The sequence below is a fragment of the Pantoea rwandensis genome, from assembly GCF_000759475.1.
GTDB classification, from domain to species: Bacteria; Pseudomonadota; Gammaproteobacteria; order Enterobacterales; family Enterobacteriaceae; genus Pantoea; species Pantoea rwandensis_B.
Genome location: NZ_CP009454.1, coordinates 3,451,070 through 3,467,381, shown reverse-complemented (window position 1 = coordinate 3,467,381; position 16,312 = coordinate 3,451,070). Strand labels below are relative to the sequence as shown.

General features: G+C 55.6%; 11 protein-coding genes and 1 pseudogene. 7 read left to right on the top strand and 5 right to left on the bottom strand.

Annotation, left to right across the window (positions count from 1 at the left end; all coding sequences use genetic code 11):
- Window positions 1-132 precede the first annotated feature (132 nt).
- Window positions 133-1,158 (top strand): transporter, encoded by a 1,026-nt coding sequence (locus LH22_RS15810; RefSeq protein WP_038648067.1) that lies wholly within the window; start codon window positions 133-135, stop codon window positions 1,156-1,158.
- 227 nt (window positions 1,159-1,385) lie between these two features.
- On the opposite strand, the gene LH22_RS15805 is transcribed toward LH22_RS15810, so the two are convergent.
- Together LH22_RS15805 and LH22_RS15800 are read right to left on the bottom strand one after the other, a co-directional pair.
- Complete coding sequence (locus LH22_RS15805) at window positions 1,386-2,468, bottom strand: L,D-transpeptidase family protein (RefSeq protein WP_034821064.1); 1,083 nt, start codon at window positions 2,466-2,468, stop codon at window positions 1,386-1,388.
- Between the two features lie 198 nt (window positions 2,469-2,666).
- Window positions 2,667-4,481 carry a glycoside hydrolase family 15 protein gene (locus LH22_RS15800; RefSeq protein ID WP_038648064.1) on the bottom strand — a complete coding sequence of 605 codons (1,815 nt, stop codon included), beginning with the start codon at window positions 4,479-4,481 and terminating at the stop codon, window positions 2,667-2,669.
- Window positions 4,482-4,599: 118 nt separating this feature from the next.
- Here LH22_RS15800 and LH22_RS15795 point away from each other — a divergent pair.
- Window positions 4,600-5,378: pseudogene (locus LH22_RS15795) on the top strand (SDR family oxidoreductase).
- Here LH22_RS15795 and LH22_RS15790 read toward each other — a convergent pair.
- Window positions 5,375-5,950, bottom strand: a complete 576-nt coding sequence (locus tag LH22_RS15790; RefSeq protein WP_038648061.1) for a DedA family protein — start codon at window positions 5,948-5,950, stop codon at window positions 5,375-5,377. The pseudogene LH22_RS15795 and the gene LH22_RS15790 sit on opposite strands and share 4 nt — an antisense overlap.
- Before the next feature lie 168 nt (window positions 5,951-6,118).
- On the opposite strand from LH22_RS15790, the gene LH22_RS15785 reads away from it, so the two are divergent.
- From LH22_RS15785 to LH22_RS15775, 3 genes are all read left to right on the top strand, one after another.
- The gene (locus LH22_RS15785; protein WP_038648059.1) at window positions 6,119-6,706 is read left to right on the top strand and encodes a Yip1 family protein; all 588 of its coding nucleotides are present in this window, start codon (window positions 6,119-6,121) and stop codon (window positions 6,704-6,706) included.
- A gap of 190 nt (window positions 6,707-6,896) precedes the next feature.
- A complete protein-coding gene (pbpG, locus tag LH22_RS15780) occupies window positions 6,897-7,826 on the top strand; it encodes a D-alanyl-D-alanine endopeptidase (RefSeq protein WP_038650212.1) in 930 nt (309 codons plus the stop codon).
- 226 nt (window positions 7,827-8,052) lie between these two features.
- Complete coding sequence (locus LH22_RS15775; RefSeq protein WP_038648056.1) at window positions 8,053-10,497, top strand: DUF3772 domain-containing protein; 2,445 nt, start codon at window positions 8,053-8,055, stop codon at window positions 10,495-10,497.
- Between the two features lie 36 nt (window positions 10,498-10,533).
- Here LH22_RS15775 and dld read toward each other — a convergent pair whose 3' ends face one another.
- On the bottom strand, window positions 10,534-12,243 hold the full coding sequence (gene dld / locus LH22_RS15770; RefSeq protein WP_038648053.1) for a D-lactate dehydrogenase: 1,710 nt from the start codon (window positions 12,241-12,243) through the stop codon (window positions 10,534-10,536).
- Between the two features lie 155 nt (window positions 12,244-12,398).
- Between dld and bglX the strand changes: the two genes are divergently transcribed.
- Both bglX and LH22_RS15760 read left to right on the top strand, forming a co-directional pair.
- Window positions 12,399-14,696 (top strand): beta-glucosidase BglX, encoded by a 2,298-nt coding sequence (gene bglX, locus LH22_RS15765; protein ID WP_038648050.1) that lies wholly within the window; start codon window positions 12,399-12,401, stop codon window positions 14,694-14,696.
- Between the two features lie 319 nt (window positions 14,697-15,015).
- Window positions 15,016-15,879, top strand: a complete 864-nt coding sequence (locus LH22_RS15760; RefSeq protein WP_038648048.1) for an oxygenase MpaB family protein — start codon at window positions 15,016-15,018, stop codon at window positions 15,877-15,879.
- Window positions 15,880-15,881: 2 nt separating this feature from the next.
- On the opposite strand, the gene LH22_RS15755 is transcribed toward LH22_RS15760, so the two are convergent.
- Complete coding sequence (locus LH22_RS15755) at window positions 15,882-16,286, bottom strand: hypothetical protein (protein ID WP_240474664.1); 405 nt, start codon at window positions 16,284-16,286, stop codon at window positions 15,882-15,884.
- Between the last annotated feature and the right edge of the window lie 26 nt (window positions 16,287-16,312).

Here is a 16,312-nt window from a genome sequence, read left to right as displayed (position 1 = left end):
TGGCATCCGTTACCCGCAGTGTGATACGTGGTTTGTATGACAGAATGATGATCGCGATCACGCTCTGTCATCTTGCTGTAACACGGCTGTCGCAGTCTGTGGATCTGACCGCTTCGGGATCCTCACGCTGCCATGCTCCAGCCTGTCTTACCGCTTGCCTCATTGCCGGACTTCAATAATGAAGTGGCCGGACTCATTCATGGGTATCTGTTCACGCCGGAAGCACCGCCACAGCGGCTCAACGCGCGTGAAGCTTCGCAGCTCGCGCAGCAGAATTTGCCGGAATCCTATTTTCTTTGGCTACACATCAACCTGAATCATGCCCGTGCCGAGCGCTGGGTTCAGGACCACTTTAGTGTAGACGATGATTTTTTCGATGAGATCCATTCTGCTTCACCGCGCACGCGTTTGGCCCATCAAAACGATGCGCTGCTGGCCGTGCTCAATGATGTGACTTTCAGTAAAGAAGAGCGCAGTACACAGAATGCCACGCTGTGGATTTGGTGCTGTACGCACACCATTGTCACCGCGCGTTATCGTCCGGTGGGAATGATTGAGCGCATGCATCAGCAAATTGATCGTCTCCCGTTCGCCGAGCCGGATGCGATGCTGTTGTGGTTGCTGGGTGAGCAGGAAGCGCAACTAGAGCAAGTGGTGCGCCGCTCCAGTCAGGCGGTGGATGCCATTGAAGAGCGTTTGCTCAGTGCCGCGATTAAAACCAACCGCAGTGAGTTGGGCCATTTACGCCGTATGCTACTGCGTGTGCAGCGTTTGCTGGCACCGGAACCCGCCGCGCTATTTCGTTTGTTAAATCGGCCACCAAAGTGGCTCAAGCGCGAACCGCTAAGTGAATTGCGCATCTTTACCGAAGAGTTCAGCGTCGCACTGAATGACCTGGCGGGACTGATGGAACGCATTCGCTTGTTGCAGGAAGAGATTGCCGCGAGTTTGATGGAGCAGAGTAACCGCACGCTGTTTTTACTGACGGTGATCACCGTGCTGGCGCTGCCGATTAACATCATTGCCGGCTTTTTCGGTATGAATGTGGGCGGGATTCCGCTGGCGAATAATCCGCACGGTTTCTTACTGCTGGTGATTGTGGTGTTGGTGTTTACCCTGGTGGCGGGCTGGCTGGCGTTGAGACGGCGGCGGGAATAACCCCGTAGATAAGCCAATGAGTGCGTATTTAAGTGCGCTTTGGTCGCTATTAATGGCGACCCTACAAAGTTGAGTATGGGTATGGTATTCGTAGGGGGCGCATTTATGCGTACCGGGTTAAGTGACAAGCATTACGCAATATCATCGTAGGGTTGCCACTTATGGCGACCGGGCAAAAAAAAGCCAGCCACAATGGGCTGGCTTTTTAATGCATGGCGAGTCAGCGATTACAGGCTGTTGCCGGTCGCTGGCGCAGGCTGAGCAGCCGGAGCCACATCACTCTGCGGTGCAACGGCGCTGGCGCCCTGCGGGGTCATCGGCTCTTCTTTTGGCGTGGCGTCAGAAGATTCCTGAACCGGTACCGGAGCAGGCATCACTTCACCCTGCGGACCGTTGATTTTAGTTGGCATGCCGTTACGCGCCTGTATCGCGTTATTCACCGCATCCTGGTTAGTGCTGCCATCGGCAATCACTTTGGTCACCGCAGCGGTCAGCGTAATCGGCACCACTTCACGTGAGTTGAACTGCTCTTCGGTAGTAGAGAGTGGGTTGTGCACTTCTACATAGCGAGAACCGTCTGGCTCAACGGTGGCTTTCACCGGCTGATCGATAAACTGTACGCGAGTGCCAACCGGCACGTTGTCGAACAGCCATTTGATGTCGTCAGCACGCAGACGCACACAGCCGTGGCTCACGCGCAAACCGATACCGAAGTTGGCGTTAGTACCGTGAACTGCGTACAGACGGCCGATATACAGCGCATACAGTCCCATCGGGTTATCCGGACCTGCCGGGAATACGGCTGGAATGCTTTCGCCACGTGATGCGTATTCTGCGTGCATAGCTTTGGTTGGCGTCCAGGTTGGACCGGCTTTTTTACGCTGAACGGTCGTGGTCCAGTTCACTGGCGTGTCTTTCCCCAGTTCACCGATACCGATTGGCAGCACAACCACGGTCTTGGTGCCTTTCGGATAGTAATAAAGACGCATTTCCGCGCTGTTGATCACGATGCCTTCACGCGGGGCGTCAGGCAGGATCAGCTGCTGAGGGATCACCATTTTGGTGCCCGCTTTTGGCAGATAAACATCAACGCCCGGATTGGCTTCCAGCATGTTGCTGAGGCCCATCTGGTACTGAGCAGCGAAGGCTTCCAGCGGAAGTCGGCTGTCATCAGGCACGGTGATTTCAAGGTTTTCGCCGATCAAACGGCTGTTAGCCGCTGGCAGCGGATACACTACTGCGAATGCCGACTGGCTGAACGCCGCCAGTACCAAAGCAAGTGAAGCGAACGCGCGAATGCTCTTTTTCATGTTTTTCAAGTCGTTATAGCCGTGTTTCAGGCTTGTCAGTGTGTCGAATCCATCTTGGTCTCAATGACCCGGTGCGCATTATATGTGCATAGGCGCAGTGATGGGAATCAGGATTTTCAATGGCTGATGATACTTTACTTAAATAGTGGGCATTTCCCGACCCATCTCGTTGCCGTACCGCCCAAAATGTGAATTTTCTTAAGGCTGCCACAGCGTCACTTCATTGCTCAATTTACGATTGAGGAAAAAAGCGGCACTGATTAACGCCAGATGCGACAGCGCCTGCGGCATATTCCCCAGCGCTTCGCCATGCGTAGTAAATTCCTCGGCGTACAACCCCAGGGGATTGGCATAGCTCAGCAACTTTTCAAACTCAAAATGGGCTTCATGCACGCGCCCGGCCCGCGCCAGACACTCCACATACCAGAAGGAACAGGCGGCAAAGGAACCTTCACCCCCGGTTAAGGCATCGGCAGGGGTTTCACTAATGTTATAGCGGCGCACTAAACCGTCGCTCACCAGATGCGTTTTAATCGCGTCAAGGGTGGCAATCCAGTCGGGATCGGTGGAGCTGACAAAGCGCACCAGCGGCATGAGCAACATAGATGCATCAAGGAACTTGCCGCCGCGTGTGGCGGTAAAATGGCCCAGTTCCGGGTTCCAGAAGTTTTGCCAGATGTCATCGCGGATCTCGCTGCGCACACGATCCCAGCGCTCATACGGCATCGGCAATGAACGCTTCAGGCCGAGACGCAGGGCGCGATCCAGCGCCACCCAGCACATCAGGCGCGAATGCAGAAAGTGCTCTGGCTCACCGCGCATCTCCCAGATACCGGCATCGGGCTGATTCCAGTTGCCGCAGACATAATCAATCATGCTGGAAACATGCCGCCAGCCGCGCTGTGAAATGGCTTCACCGTATTTATTGGCAAGGTAAATGGCATCCATCAGCTCGCCGTAAATATCCAGTTGGGTCTGCCGCCACGCATCATTGCCGATGCGCACCGGGCGCGAGTTGGCATAGCCGGAAAGATTGAGCAGCTCGGTTTCATGCAGTTCGGTACCGCTGTCCAGACGGTACATCACCTGCAGGTGCGGCGTGTCGTCATGACTGTGCTCGACGCAGCGCCCCACCCAATGGGTAAAGTCTCGCGCTTCTTCCACATAACCCAGGCGCATCAGCGCATACATGCTAAAGGAGGCATCCCGAATCCACGAGGCGCGATAATCCCAGTTGCGCTCGCCGCCTAACTCTTCCGGCAGGCCAAAGGTTGCCGCAGCGGCAATCGAACCGTGCTGTTTCGAGGTAAGTAGTTTGAGTGCCAGTGCGGATCGCGTCACCATTTCCTGCCAGCGTCCGCGATACGTGCTGTGGCTGCTCCAGCGCCGCCAGTAGGCCAGTGTGTCGCTGAAGCACTGTTCAGTGGCAATCTCCGCCACAAAGGGATCGTCATCGCTGCCAAAGACAAACTCAGCAGATTCCCCGGCCTGGAGGGTAAATTCGGCCACTGCGCTGTGGTTTTCCCGGGTCATCACCACCGTAGCACTCAGCCGTAACGCGGGCTGGCCTTCGGCAAGAAAGGCCACGCCACCGGGGCGCAGTTCGGTATGGGTTTCGGCACGGGCATAATCATGGCGCGGGGAGCACAGCAGATTGAAGGTGGCCGTTCCGCGCACCATTTTGACCCGACGTACCAGTCGCGGCACTTTATTGGGCTGGTCGCAGATCGGCATGTAATCGGTGATCTCTGCCACGCCCGCATCGCCTAACCAGCGCGTCTGTAAAATATTGGTATCCGGCAGATAGAGCTGCTGCTGGCGCGCATTTTTCCAGTCCGGTGCCAGTGAGAACAGACCGGCATCATCGCCATCCAGCAACGCAGCAAACACGGACGGGCTATCCAGTTCCGGCCAGCAGAGATAATCGATGGTGCCGTCATTGGCGATCAATGCACAGGTCCGTAAATCCCCAATCACGCCGTGATCATCAATTCTGCGTTTAATTTTGCTCATCCTGCCTCCTTGACTGCATCTAATTGTTAACTATAGACGAAAGGGTGTTTTCGGCTGACCCGAGGCACAGATCGATAACTTCTATACTGTGAAGACACCCATCACGCAGGAGAATGTTATGGCACTGGGCAAACAGAAAGTGGCCGTGGTTACCGCATCCGATTCCGGCATTGGCCGCAGCTGTGCCGTCATGCTGGCTGAAGCGGGCTACACGTTAGGGATCACCTGGCGCTCAGATGAAGCGGGGCACAGGAAACGGCGCGACTGGTCGAGAGTAAAGGGCAAACCGCACAGGTGCGGCAGCTGGATCTCTCCGATCCGCAAGAAGGGGGCAAGCAACTGGCGCAGCTCATCAATTCACTGGGTCGCATTGACGTACTGGTCAACAACGCGGGCGTGATGATGAAAGCTGATTTTCTCGATGTCACCTTTGAAGATTGGCGGAAAACGTTCAGCGTCGATGTGGATGGTTCGTTTATCTGCGGACAGATCGCTGCCCGTCATATGGTCGATCAGGGCGATGGTGGGCGCATCATTAACATCACTTCAGTGCATGAACACACTCCGTTGCCGGATGCCACCGCTTACACCGCGGCGAAACATGCGCTCGGCGGTCTGACCAAATCGATGGCGTTAAGTTTGTTGCCCCATCACATTCTGGTGAATGCCGTGGCGCCGGGCGCGATTGCCACCGCGATGAACCATCTGACTGACGATCAGGCGCGCAGCACACGTATGCCGGAAATTCCGATTGGACGTCCCGGCGATACGCGTGAAGTAGCAAGTTTAGTGGCGTGGTTGTGTTCGGAATGGGCGACCTATACCACCGGACAATCGTTTATTGTTGACGGTGGCTTTATGTTGGCCAACCCGCAGTTTAAAGGCTATCACCATTAGTCCGCCCGGCGGCGGTTCCAGCGGCGAATCACGTAACGTAGTGCGATGCCGAACACAATCGCCGCCACCAACCACAGCAAATGTTTAAGGTGCTGGTCGAGCTTATGCAGCCACGGCGTAATGATCTCCCCGGCGAAGTAGCCGAGGGTGACAAAAATCAGCGACCACAGTGCTGCACCAATCACGTTGAGCACAAAGAAGCGCAGCGGTTTTAACCGGCTGGTACCGATGATGATCGGGCCAATAATGCGGAAGCCGTACATAAAGCGCACGCCAATCACAAACAGACTCGGGCGCTTCTGAATCAGGCGATTGGCTTTACGAATGGTGTCTTCATGTTTACGGAAACGGCGCAGGATGCGCGTGCCGTAGCGACGGCCCAGCCAGAACAACAGCTGATCGCCGATAATCCCTCCGATCATCGCGGCCAGAACCACGCCGGTGAAGTGCAGCAGGCCTTCATGCGCCGCCACGCCGCCCAGCAGGGTAAAAGTTTCCCCTTCCGCGATACAGCCGATCAGCAAGGCGAGATAGCCGTATTGGGTAATTAATCCATTGATATCGAGATGCAAATTTTCCTCCCTGTCGCGAGTGATTCAGGTAACAGTTTATACGCCAGCAGCTTTTTTTGTGCCGCTGTCCGCAAAAACAGCAGCCCCGATTATACTTGAAGGGAAGCTGCCTGAGTTGCATGGCCTGATCGCTGAAGGGGCAGCCCATCGCATCAGAGGAGTGATTTTATGAATCATGTCTGGGGTCTTCTGGCGCATCCTAACCAGGAAATGCGCGATATCAAGCAAGAAAATGAGAGCGTTTCGCACCACTACACCCACCATGTTTTGATGATGGCAGCGATCCCGGTGATCTGTGCCTTTATCGGTACCACACAACTGGGCTGGAATCTGGGCGAAGGGCAGTTCGTACAACTCAACCTGCTGACGGGCATCGGTCTCGGCATTCTTTTCTATCTGATTATCTTAGGCGGCGTGGCGGTGATGGGTCGCGTCATTCATTGGATGGCGCGCGATTATCCGCAGCGTCCCAGCGTTCAGCGCTGTACCGTGTTTGCCGGCTATGTCGCCACCCCGTTGTTTATCAGTGGGCTGGTGGCACTTTATCCGCTGGTGTGGCTGTGTGTGTTGGTCGGCGCGGTGGCGTTACTCTATACCGGTTATCTGCTGTACGTCGGCATTCCGGTGTTCCTCAATATTGATCGTGAAGAGAGCATGCGCTTCTCAGGATCGACACTGGCGATTGGTGTGCTGGTGTTTGAAGTGCTGCTGGCACTGACCGTGGTGTTGTGGGGTTACGGACCACGATTGTTCTAACCTGCAATGACACCGTGAACGGGAGGCCATTAGGTCTCCCGTTTTTTTAACGCTCAGAAACAATCTACCTAAGAAATTTCGCAGATAAGCGCGTATTATGCTGCTGCCAGCCCGCATCCCGTCTGGTTTGATGCGCGCGGCCTGTGTCTTAAACACGGCGCAAAACTCCTTACCGGATTTTTTTGACACGATGTCTGTAAAAATGCGTATTTCCTTGCTGTCGCTGGCGCTATTTGTCGCCGCACCGGCAGCTGTCACTCCGGCACTGGCCGCGCCTGCTGCGCTGTCTAATCTGGCGCCGATTGCCCAACCGCAAATCGCCTCCGGCAGTGCCATGATTGTCGATCTTGAAACCAATAAAGTGCTGTTCTCCAGCCATCCGGATCGTGTGCGGCCTATCGCGTCACTCACCAAGCTGATGACGGCAATGGTGGTGCTGGATGCCAAACTGCCGATGGACGAGATGCTGTCGGTGGATATCAGCCACACGCCAGAGATGCGCGGTGTGTTCTCGCGCGTCAAATTGAACAGTGAAATCAGCCGCCGCAATATGCTGCTGCTGGCGCTGATGTCATCGGAAAACCGTGCTGCCGCCAGCCTGGCGCATCACTATCCGGGCGGTTATGACGCCTTTATCCGCGCGATGAACGCCAAAGCGCGTGCGCTGGGCATGACGCACACTCATTATGTTGAACCGACGGGCTTGTCGATTCAAAATGTCTCGAACGCGGAAGACCTGATTAAGCTGGCAAAAGCCACGCGTCAATATCCGTTGATTGGTGAACTGAGCACCACCAAAGAAGATACAGCGGTGTTTAAACATCCGAACTATGCGCTGCCGTTCCGTAACACCAATCACCTGGTGTACAAAAACGACTGGCGTATCGCGCTGACCAAAACCGGTTATACCGATGAAGCCGGCCACTGCCTGGTGATGCGCACGGTGATCAACAACCGTCCGGTGGCGCTGGTGGTGCTGGATGCGTTTGGCAAGTACACCCACTTTGCCGATGCCAACCGTCTGCGTGACTGGCTGGAAACCGGCAAAGCGGCGCCGGTTCCGGCAGCGGCGCTGGCCTACAAGAAGCAGAAATCGTCGCAAACGGCCAGCAACGAGTAATCACGACGTCTGTTTCCCTTCACAGATGCACAATGGATTGTGCGTCTGTGAGTGCTTCCGATTGGCGGGATAAGCACTCCCGAACGACCAAAAAAATCCCTAATCGTTAGCACCAAAGTTTTCGCGCTTCATTCCTATAGTTTCCGCTTCGGCTACGCTCTACACTGGCCGCCATCTAAAGTTAACTGGCATTTATCGGCTGTCATTGCGCTGGAATCTCACTCATATGTACAAGCTTCGTTCGCTATTTACCCCATTTATACTGCTGCTGGTGCTGTTAAGCCCGGCACTGAGCTACGCGGATGACAACACTGCCGCCGCGGCTCAGCAAGAGGACGCCGCACCCAAGGTCAATCCGGCGGTTGAGCTGCCGAAAATGCAGAAAATCCTCGACAAGATCAAAGGTCAGGTTTCAGGCGATACCAATGAAAACCAGCTGAACCAGCTGAATGAAATGGCGCTGGAGTTATCCGGCAACGCGGAAACCCTCAGCCAGGCGCTGATCCCGCAAGGGCAGCAGCTGGATGCACAGTTAGCGGTTCTCGGTCCGGCACCGAAACCGGACAGCGGAGTGAAAGAGACGCCGGAAGTGACGCGCAAGCGCGCCTCGCTGGAGAGCCAGAAAAGCAAGCTGGATGACCAGATCAAGCAGGCCGATGGCATTAAAAATGGTGCGCTGGTGCTCTCCTCGCAGATCGTCAACCTGCGTCGTGACCAGTTGAAAAGCCAGCTGGCGCTCAACTCTGGCAGTATCCTGGGGCCGCGTTTTTGGGCACCGATGGTCAGCCGTCAGGATTTGGACGGTGAGAAGATCAGTGATTTTATCGCTGAACTGCAGGACACGGCGGCGCTCTCCTGGGAACCCGGTTGGCGTTTCGGCACCATTGGCTGGTTGATTGCGGCGATGCTGGTCATGACCCTGGGTCGTCGCTACAGCGAAGAGTTTTTGGCTTGGGTGAGCATAAATAAACTGCCAGAAGGGCGCTTGCGTCGTAGCTTCCTGGCTGCGGCAATTGCCTTAACTACCCTGGCGGCCGTGGTGCTGACCTTCAACTTTATCGCGCTGGCATTTACTCGCCGTGATGAAGTTTCAACTGACGTGCAGGATTTTGTTGAGCGCCTGGTGCAACTCAGCGTCTATTGCGGTTTGATCGCCGGATTAGGCCGCGCCTTCCTGTCCACGCGTCGTCCGAGCTGGCGCTTGCCGAGTATCTCCAATGAAGTGGCGCAGGCGCTCAAGCCATTCCCGCCGATTACGGCAGGACTGGTGTTTCTTTTCCAGACGGCAGAGTCCTTTAACTACAGCGTCGGCACCAGTCTCAATACCACCATCTTCGCGAACGGCCTGACGGCGCTGCTGATTGGCACCACCGGTATGGCGATCAGCATGCGCACTAATCGCGTACGTCGTCGTATGGTGCAAGAGGGCAATGCGCCGGAAGCTCGACCGACCATCGTTGGCCTGGTTCAACTCGCGTTAACCCTGACCGCGCTGGCGATTCTGATTTCGTTAATCATCGGTTATGTCACGCTGGCCCGCTTCCTCGGTTATGAAGTGATCTGGTGCGGCATTCTGTTTGGCTCGTTCTACTTCCTTAGCCATTTGATCAATGACGGCTGTGAAAGCCTTTTCTCCACTAACAACGCCACCGGCAAACGTCTGCAGACGTCATTGAACATTGATGAACGTCATCTGCAGCAGGCGGCTACGCTGCTGGGCGCTATGGGTAAAACCGCACTGATAGGGATTGTGGTGCTGGCGCTGCTGAACGGCACCTTCGCCTCTTCAACGCCGATCGAACTGATCCAGAAAGTGATTGAGTTCTGGGGCGGCAAAGGTCTGGAATCACTGAACATCGTGCCGGCGCATATGGTGAATGCCATTTTGTGTCTGGTGGTGGGCATCTACGTGCTGCGTTCGGTGCGTCGCTGGCTGGATAAAGATTTCCTGCCCAAAACCACCATGGACGTGGGCATGCGCGTATCGTTGGTGACGCTGTTCAGCAATATCGGCTATGTGCTGATCATTCTGCTGACGCTGTCGATCATGGGCCTGCAGTGGAACAAACTGGCGTGGATCGTCAGCGCCTTGTCGGTCGGTATCGGTTTCGGCTTACAGGAGATAGTGAAGAACTTTATCTCCGGTTTGATTCTGTTAACCGAGCGCCCGGTGAAAGTGGGCGATCTGGTGAGTATCAGCGGCATTGAAGGGGATATTCGCCGTATCAATGTGCGCGCCACCGAGATTCAGCTGAGTGATAAATCCACGGTGATAGTGCCGAACTCACAGTTCATCTCACAGAACGTGCGTAACGCCACCATGGGCAATGCACAGGGTGTGGTGACCATTATGTTGACCTTCCCGCTGGATATCGATCCGGTGCGCGTGCGTGAGATTCTGCTGGAGGTTTACCAGGAGAACGAGCGTATTCTGGAAACGCCTGAGCCATCCGTCTCATTCAAGGATTTGACCTCTGCGGGTATCGTGTTGAGCGTCACCGGCAACGTGGCGGGCCAGCGTCAGATCTCCAGCGCCAAGAGTGACTTGCTGTTCGATATTCTGACGCGCTTGCGTAAAGAGGGCATTGTGCTCTCGACACCGCAGACGATGATCATTGAACGTCGGGCAATACCTGCCGCAGCACAGGATGAAGGCGAGCAACTGTCATAATCCAATGGGCGGCTCTCGGGCCGCCCATTAGTTTAATCAAGCCTTCACCGCCCATCCCTTCTGCTTACTGGTTTTACCAATCCCCGGATTAAAGGTATTGGTCGGATCGAGCTGACGATAAAACGCCTGCAACTGCGGTTTCGCCTGATAAAGATGCCCGACGTTGTGCTCGGCAGGATATTCGGCACCACGCTCGCTCAGAATTGCCAACATCTTCTCCTTCAACGCATGCGCATCCACGCCTTTCTTCACGATGTAATCCTGATGGAATACATGGCAGAAGAAGTGGCCGTAATAGAGGCGATGGCTCAGATCGTTGTCGAACTCGGCGGGTAAACGTTCAAACCAGTCGCTATCGTTGCGGCGCAGCGCGATATCCAGTGCCAGAATATCTTCCACTTCATCCGCATGCACCGCGTGGTAGCGCACCGCGGCACCGGCAGCGGCGAAGCGATGCAGGAAAGCATGTGCGCCTTCCTTGCCGTCACAGGCAAAGAACTCGCCACCGCCTTCGCGGAAGTATTCGTGCAAATACTCCTGCGCTTCCGCTACGCCTTCACCGGACATTTTCAGCATCAGGTGATGTTCAAACTTATCGCGATACTGCTTCATGCGTTTCGGCAGATGGGCAGGTAACCAACCGCTGATGCGCTGCAACACGCGATCGGTGAAGTGCGGTTTAACAAAACTCAGCTTACCCAGCCAGGCATCCACCCGACCTTTCAGCGTGAAGAACAGCGGCATTTTGTCAGTGCCGAGCTTGTCGATCATCACAAAGGTGTCTTTGCCGTACACTTCGGCGATATCGAAAATGTCGCGGTGCATGTATTCGCCCGCTACCGGTAAGTTTTTAAACTCGGCCAGAATATGGCGGCGCAGATCGCCCAATACCGCCGGATCGTTAGTACCGATATAAAACACCTGCTGTTTCGGTTCGGTGGGGAAGGTATCAAGACGCACGGCGAATACCGCCAGTTTGCCCGCGCAACCCGAAGCCTCGAACAGGCGGCGCTCATCGGCGTTGAAGCGAGCGGGTGTATCCGCATGGATATCGCGCACGCGTTCTGCATATTCATGATCCGAAGCATGACGTTCATCCCAGCGCACATCGCTCTGCTGCCAGCGATCGTCATCCAGTCGACCGAGCATCTCTTCCGGCGAGTGGCCGAGATCCATGCCGAGATGATTGACCAGCTTGAGTTTGCCGTCGGCATCAATCTGCGCATAAAGCGCCATTTCGCTGTAGGCCGGACCGCGTTTGATCAGCGAACCGCCGGAGTTATTACAAATCCCGCCCATGACCGACGCGCCGATACATGAGGAACCGATCACCGAGTGCGGTTCACGTCCCAGCGGCTTAAGGGCTTTTTCCAGCTGATAAAGGGTGCTGCCGGGGAAGGCCAGAATCTGATTGCCGCCATCGATCAGCTGCAATTTATCGAGGCGCAAAGTACTGATGATTACCACTGGACGATCGTAATCATTGCCGTTGGGCGTCGAGCCTTCGGTCAGGCCGGTGTTGGCGGCCTGCATCAGAATCACCGCGTCGGCCTGCACCAGCGCCTGCAATACCCGCCACAACTCTAGCAAGGAGCCGGGGAACACCACCGCCAGCGCATCGCCTTCACCCGAGCGGAAACCCTTACGATAGCGTGCGGTTTGTTCCGCCTCGGTTAACAGGTGTGAAGGGCCGACGAGGCGGCGCAATTCAGCCAGCAGTGTAGGGTGTGAGGTGTTGTTATTCATGAACCTGTCCTTGTCGTTAACGTTGCGCATCTACTTTAGCACGCGTCAACGGCATGGTCGCGGTGTGACATCGGTGGCTACCTGCTATCCTGAACTTGTGGCACACTGGCCCGGTTATTTCGATATTGCGCAGTCACTTAAGAGAACCCGACCTGATGAAATGGATTTGCTCTGTTAGCCTCGCTGTTTCCCTTGCCATACAGCCTGCCTTCGCAGATGACCTGTTTGGCCCCCATCCGATGACTGAACAGGCGCGTGACGCCTTTGTTAATCAGCTGCTCGGCAAAATGACCCTTGATGAAAAAATCGGGCAGATGCGCTTGATCAGCGTGGGGCCAGACACGCCAAAAGAGGCGGTTCGCGACATGATCCAGCACGGTCAGGTTGGCGCAATCTTCAATACCGTGACGCGTCCGGATATTCGCGCGATGCAGGATCAGGTGATGCAACTCAGCCGCCTGAAAATTCCATTGTTCTTCGCCTACGACGTGGTGCACGGTCAGCGTACCATTTTCCCGATCCCGCTCGGCCTCGCAGCCAGCTGGGATCTGGATGCGATCGGTGAAGTCGGGCGCATCTCCGCCTATGAAGCCGCCGATGATGGTCTCAATATGACCTGGGCGCCGATGGTGGATGTCACGCGCGAGCCGCGCTGGGGACGTGTGTCTGAAGGCTTCGGAGAAGACACTTTCCTGTCCTCACAAATGGGCAGCGCGATGGTGAAATCCATGCAGGGCAAAAGCGCCGCCGACCGTTATTCGATCATGACCAGCGTGAAGCACTTCGCCGCTTATGGCGCAGTGGAGGGCGGACGTGATTACAACACCGTGGATATGAGCCCACAGCGCCTGTTCCAGGATTATCTGCCACCGTACAAAGCTTCTCTGGATGCGGGCAGCGGCGGCGTGATGGTGGCGCTCAACTCACTGAACGGCACGCCAGCGACGGCGGATGGCTGGTTGCTGAAAGACCTGCTGCGCGGTGAGTGGAAATTTAAAGGCATCACCATCAGCGATCACGGCGCGATCAAAGAGCTGTTGAAACACGGCGTGGCCAGCGATCCGCAGGATGCGGTGCGTATTGCGCTGAAGTCCGGCATCGATATGAGTATGAGCGATGAGTACTACAGCAAATACCTGCCAGGGCTGGTCAAGAGTGGTGCTGTTACCATGGCAGAGATCGACGATGCAGCGCGTCACGTGCTGAACGTCAAATATGATATGGGCTTGTTTAACGATCCCTACAGCCATTTGGGGCCAAAAGGCAGCGATCCGCAGGACACCAATGCCGAGAGCCGTCTGCATCGTGCCGAAGCGCGTGACGTGGCGCGTAAAAGCATTGTGCTGCTGAAAAACTGGCATGAAACCTTACCGCTGAAAAAAGACGCCACAGTGGCGCTCGTGGGGCCATTGGCCGACAGCCAGCGTGACATTATGGGCAGCTGGTCAGCCGCAGGCGTGGCGAAACAGTCGATTCCGCTGCTGCAGGGCGTGCGCAATGCGATGGCGGGCAAAGGCACCGTGCTGTATGCCAAAGGGGCCAACATCACCGATAACAAAGGTATTCAGGACTTCCTCAACCTCTACGAGCAGGCGGTTAGCGTGGATAAACGCTCGCCGCAGGAGTTGATTGATGAAGCCGTTGCCCAGGCGAAGAAAGCGGATGTGGTGGTTGCTGCCGTGGGCGAAGCGCAGGGGATGGCGCATGAGGCCTCCAGCCGCAGTGACCTGGTGATTCCGCCAAGCCAGCAAAAACTGCTGGCGGCGCTGAAAGCGACCGGCAAGCCGTTGGTGATTGTACTGATGAATGGCCGTCCACTGACGGTGGTGAATGAAGATCGTATCGCGGATGCGATGGTAGAGACCTGGTTCAGCGGCACCGAAGGGGGTAATGCGATTGCTGATGTACTGTTTGGCGATTACAACCCATCGGGCAAACTGCCGATGTCCTTCCCGCGCTCCGTGGGCCAGCTGCCGATTTACTACAACCACTTGCCAACCGGGCGTCCGTACAACTTCGCGAAGCCGAACAAGTACACCTCGCATTACTACGATGCGGTGAATGGCCCGCTGTATCCGTTTGGTTACGGTCTGAGCTACACCACTTTCACCGTTTCGCCGGTGAAAATGTCCGCCAAAACCATGCCGCGCAATGGATCCGTTGAAGCGAGCGTCACTGTTACCAACACCGGCAAACGTGATGGTGCCACGGTGGTACAGATGTATCTCAACGATCCGGTGGCCAGCATCAGCCGTCCGGTGCAGGAGTTGCGCGGCTTCAAACGCATCATGCTGAAAGCGGGCGAGTCACAGACCGTAAGCTTTAAGATTGATGTGGATGCACTGAAATTCTGGAATCAAAAAATGCAGCATGTCGCCGAGCCGGGCAAATTCAATGTGATGATTGGCCTGGATTCGGTCCGCACGCGAGACGGGCAGTTTGATTATCTGTAAACGTTAGTGCGATTTGGCACAGGGTCAGCAGGAATGCTGTCCCTGTAATGCTATGCTGACGGGGTGTTGTCAGGTTGACCTAAAAACCGATCTGACAATGCCATGCTTGCCAGGTTTTGCCGGATTGGCCTGAGTGCTGATCCTGCAATGCTTTGCTTGCCAGATTTTACAGGGTTGGCATTTATGCTGAACTTACAACGCCATGCTTGCCAGGTTTTGCAGGGTTGGCCGGAGTGCTGCTCCTGCAATGCTCTGCTTGCCGGGTTTGTAGGGTTGGCATTTATGCCTTCCACATCAATCAGCTCATCATCCAGACACCATGAATCTTCGTAACCGCATTCAACAGCAAGTCTTTCGCCTGAATGGCCTCGCACTGAACGAATTCGATATCTCGCAACCGTTGGGCGATCCGGGTCTGTTTGGCCCCGATCACGTGATTTGGCGTGTGCACGGCGATTTTCCTTCGATGCTGTGCGGTGGGATTAGCGCACTCATGCTGCAAATGCTACATCCGGCAGCGCTGGCGGGCGTGTGGGATCACTCTAATTTTCGTCAGGACATGCTGGGCCGTTTACGGCGCACCAGCCAGTTCATCGCTGTCACCACCTTTGGTAACACGCAGGATGCCAACATCCTGATCGAGCGCGTTAAAGGTATCCACCTGCGCGTCACCGGTATTGATAACGCCGGGCAACCTTACGCCGCCAGCGATCCGCATTTACTGACCTGGGTGCACGTGGCGGAAACCAGCCGCTTCCTCGCCGCGCATCTGCGCTATAAAAATCCGCAGCTCTCGCTGGCCGAGCAGGATCGCTATTACGATGAAGCGGCGCTCATCGCCGAAGCGCTGGGCGCGGAAAAGGTACCGAAAACGGTGCAGGCGGTGGACGCTTATCTGCAAGCCATGCGCCCGGAACTGATTTGCGATGAACGCACGCTGGAAGTGATGCAGCTACTAATCAATGCACCGGCTCCAAGCTGGCAGGCGAAACCGGCGATGCGGGTGATGCTAAAAGCCGGGATGGGATTGCTACCGGACTGGGCGCAACAGCAAATTCAGCAGCCGATCAGCCCGTTGACACAGTGGCGCGTGGATAAAGAGATCGCGGTGATTGCCGGTTTGCTGCGCTGGTCAATTCAGCGCGGGGCTTATTCCCGCGCCATGCAACGCATGGGACGCTAACGCTACAAATGCAGCTCGTCCTGCTTTTTGGTGTAGGTGCGCGGTGTGCGGGCTTCACGTTTAAGGGTGAGCTGGCGCTGCTGATAATGATGAAGCAGCATCCCTAATCCCACTCCCAGCAGCGCTAATGGCAACAAGCTGTAGTAAATGTCGATGGGTAACAACACCAAGAGTACCGCACCACCGAGCATGAACGTGAGCGCTGACATCACCCATGTATAGCGAAGAAACAGCCACGCCAAAATCGCGAAAATCACGACATCGCGCAGGTTCAAATCGAGGTTTTGCAGCACCATGCTGAGCAGCTCCGCAAGGAGGAATGTGCAGACAATAGCATGCGAGGCGGCAAATGAATCGCGAATTAATTTGAAGTTTGTCAGGGCGTTGTGCTGGCATTCATCAGCCATTCTCACGGTTTCTGACTGCACTTTGA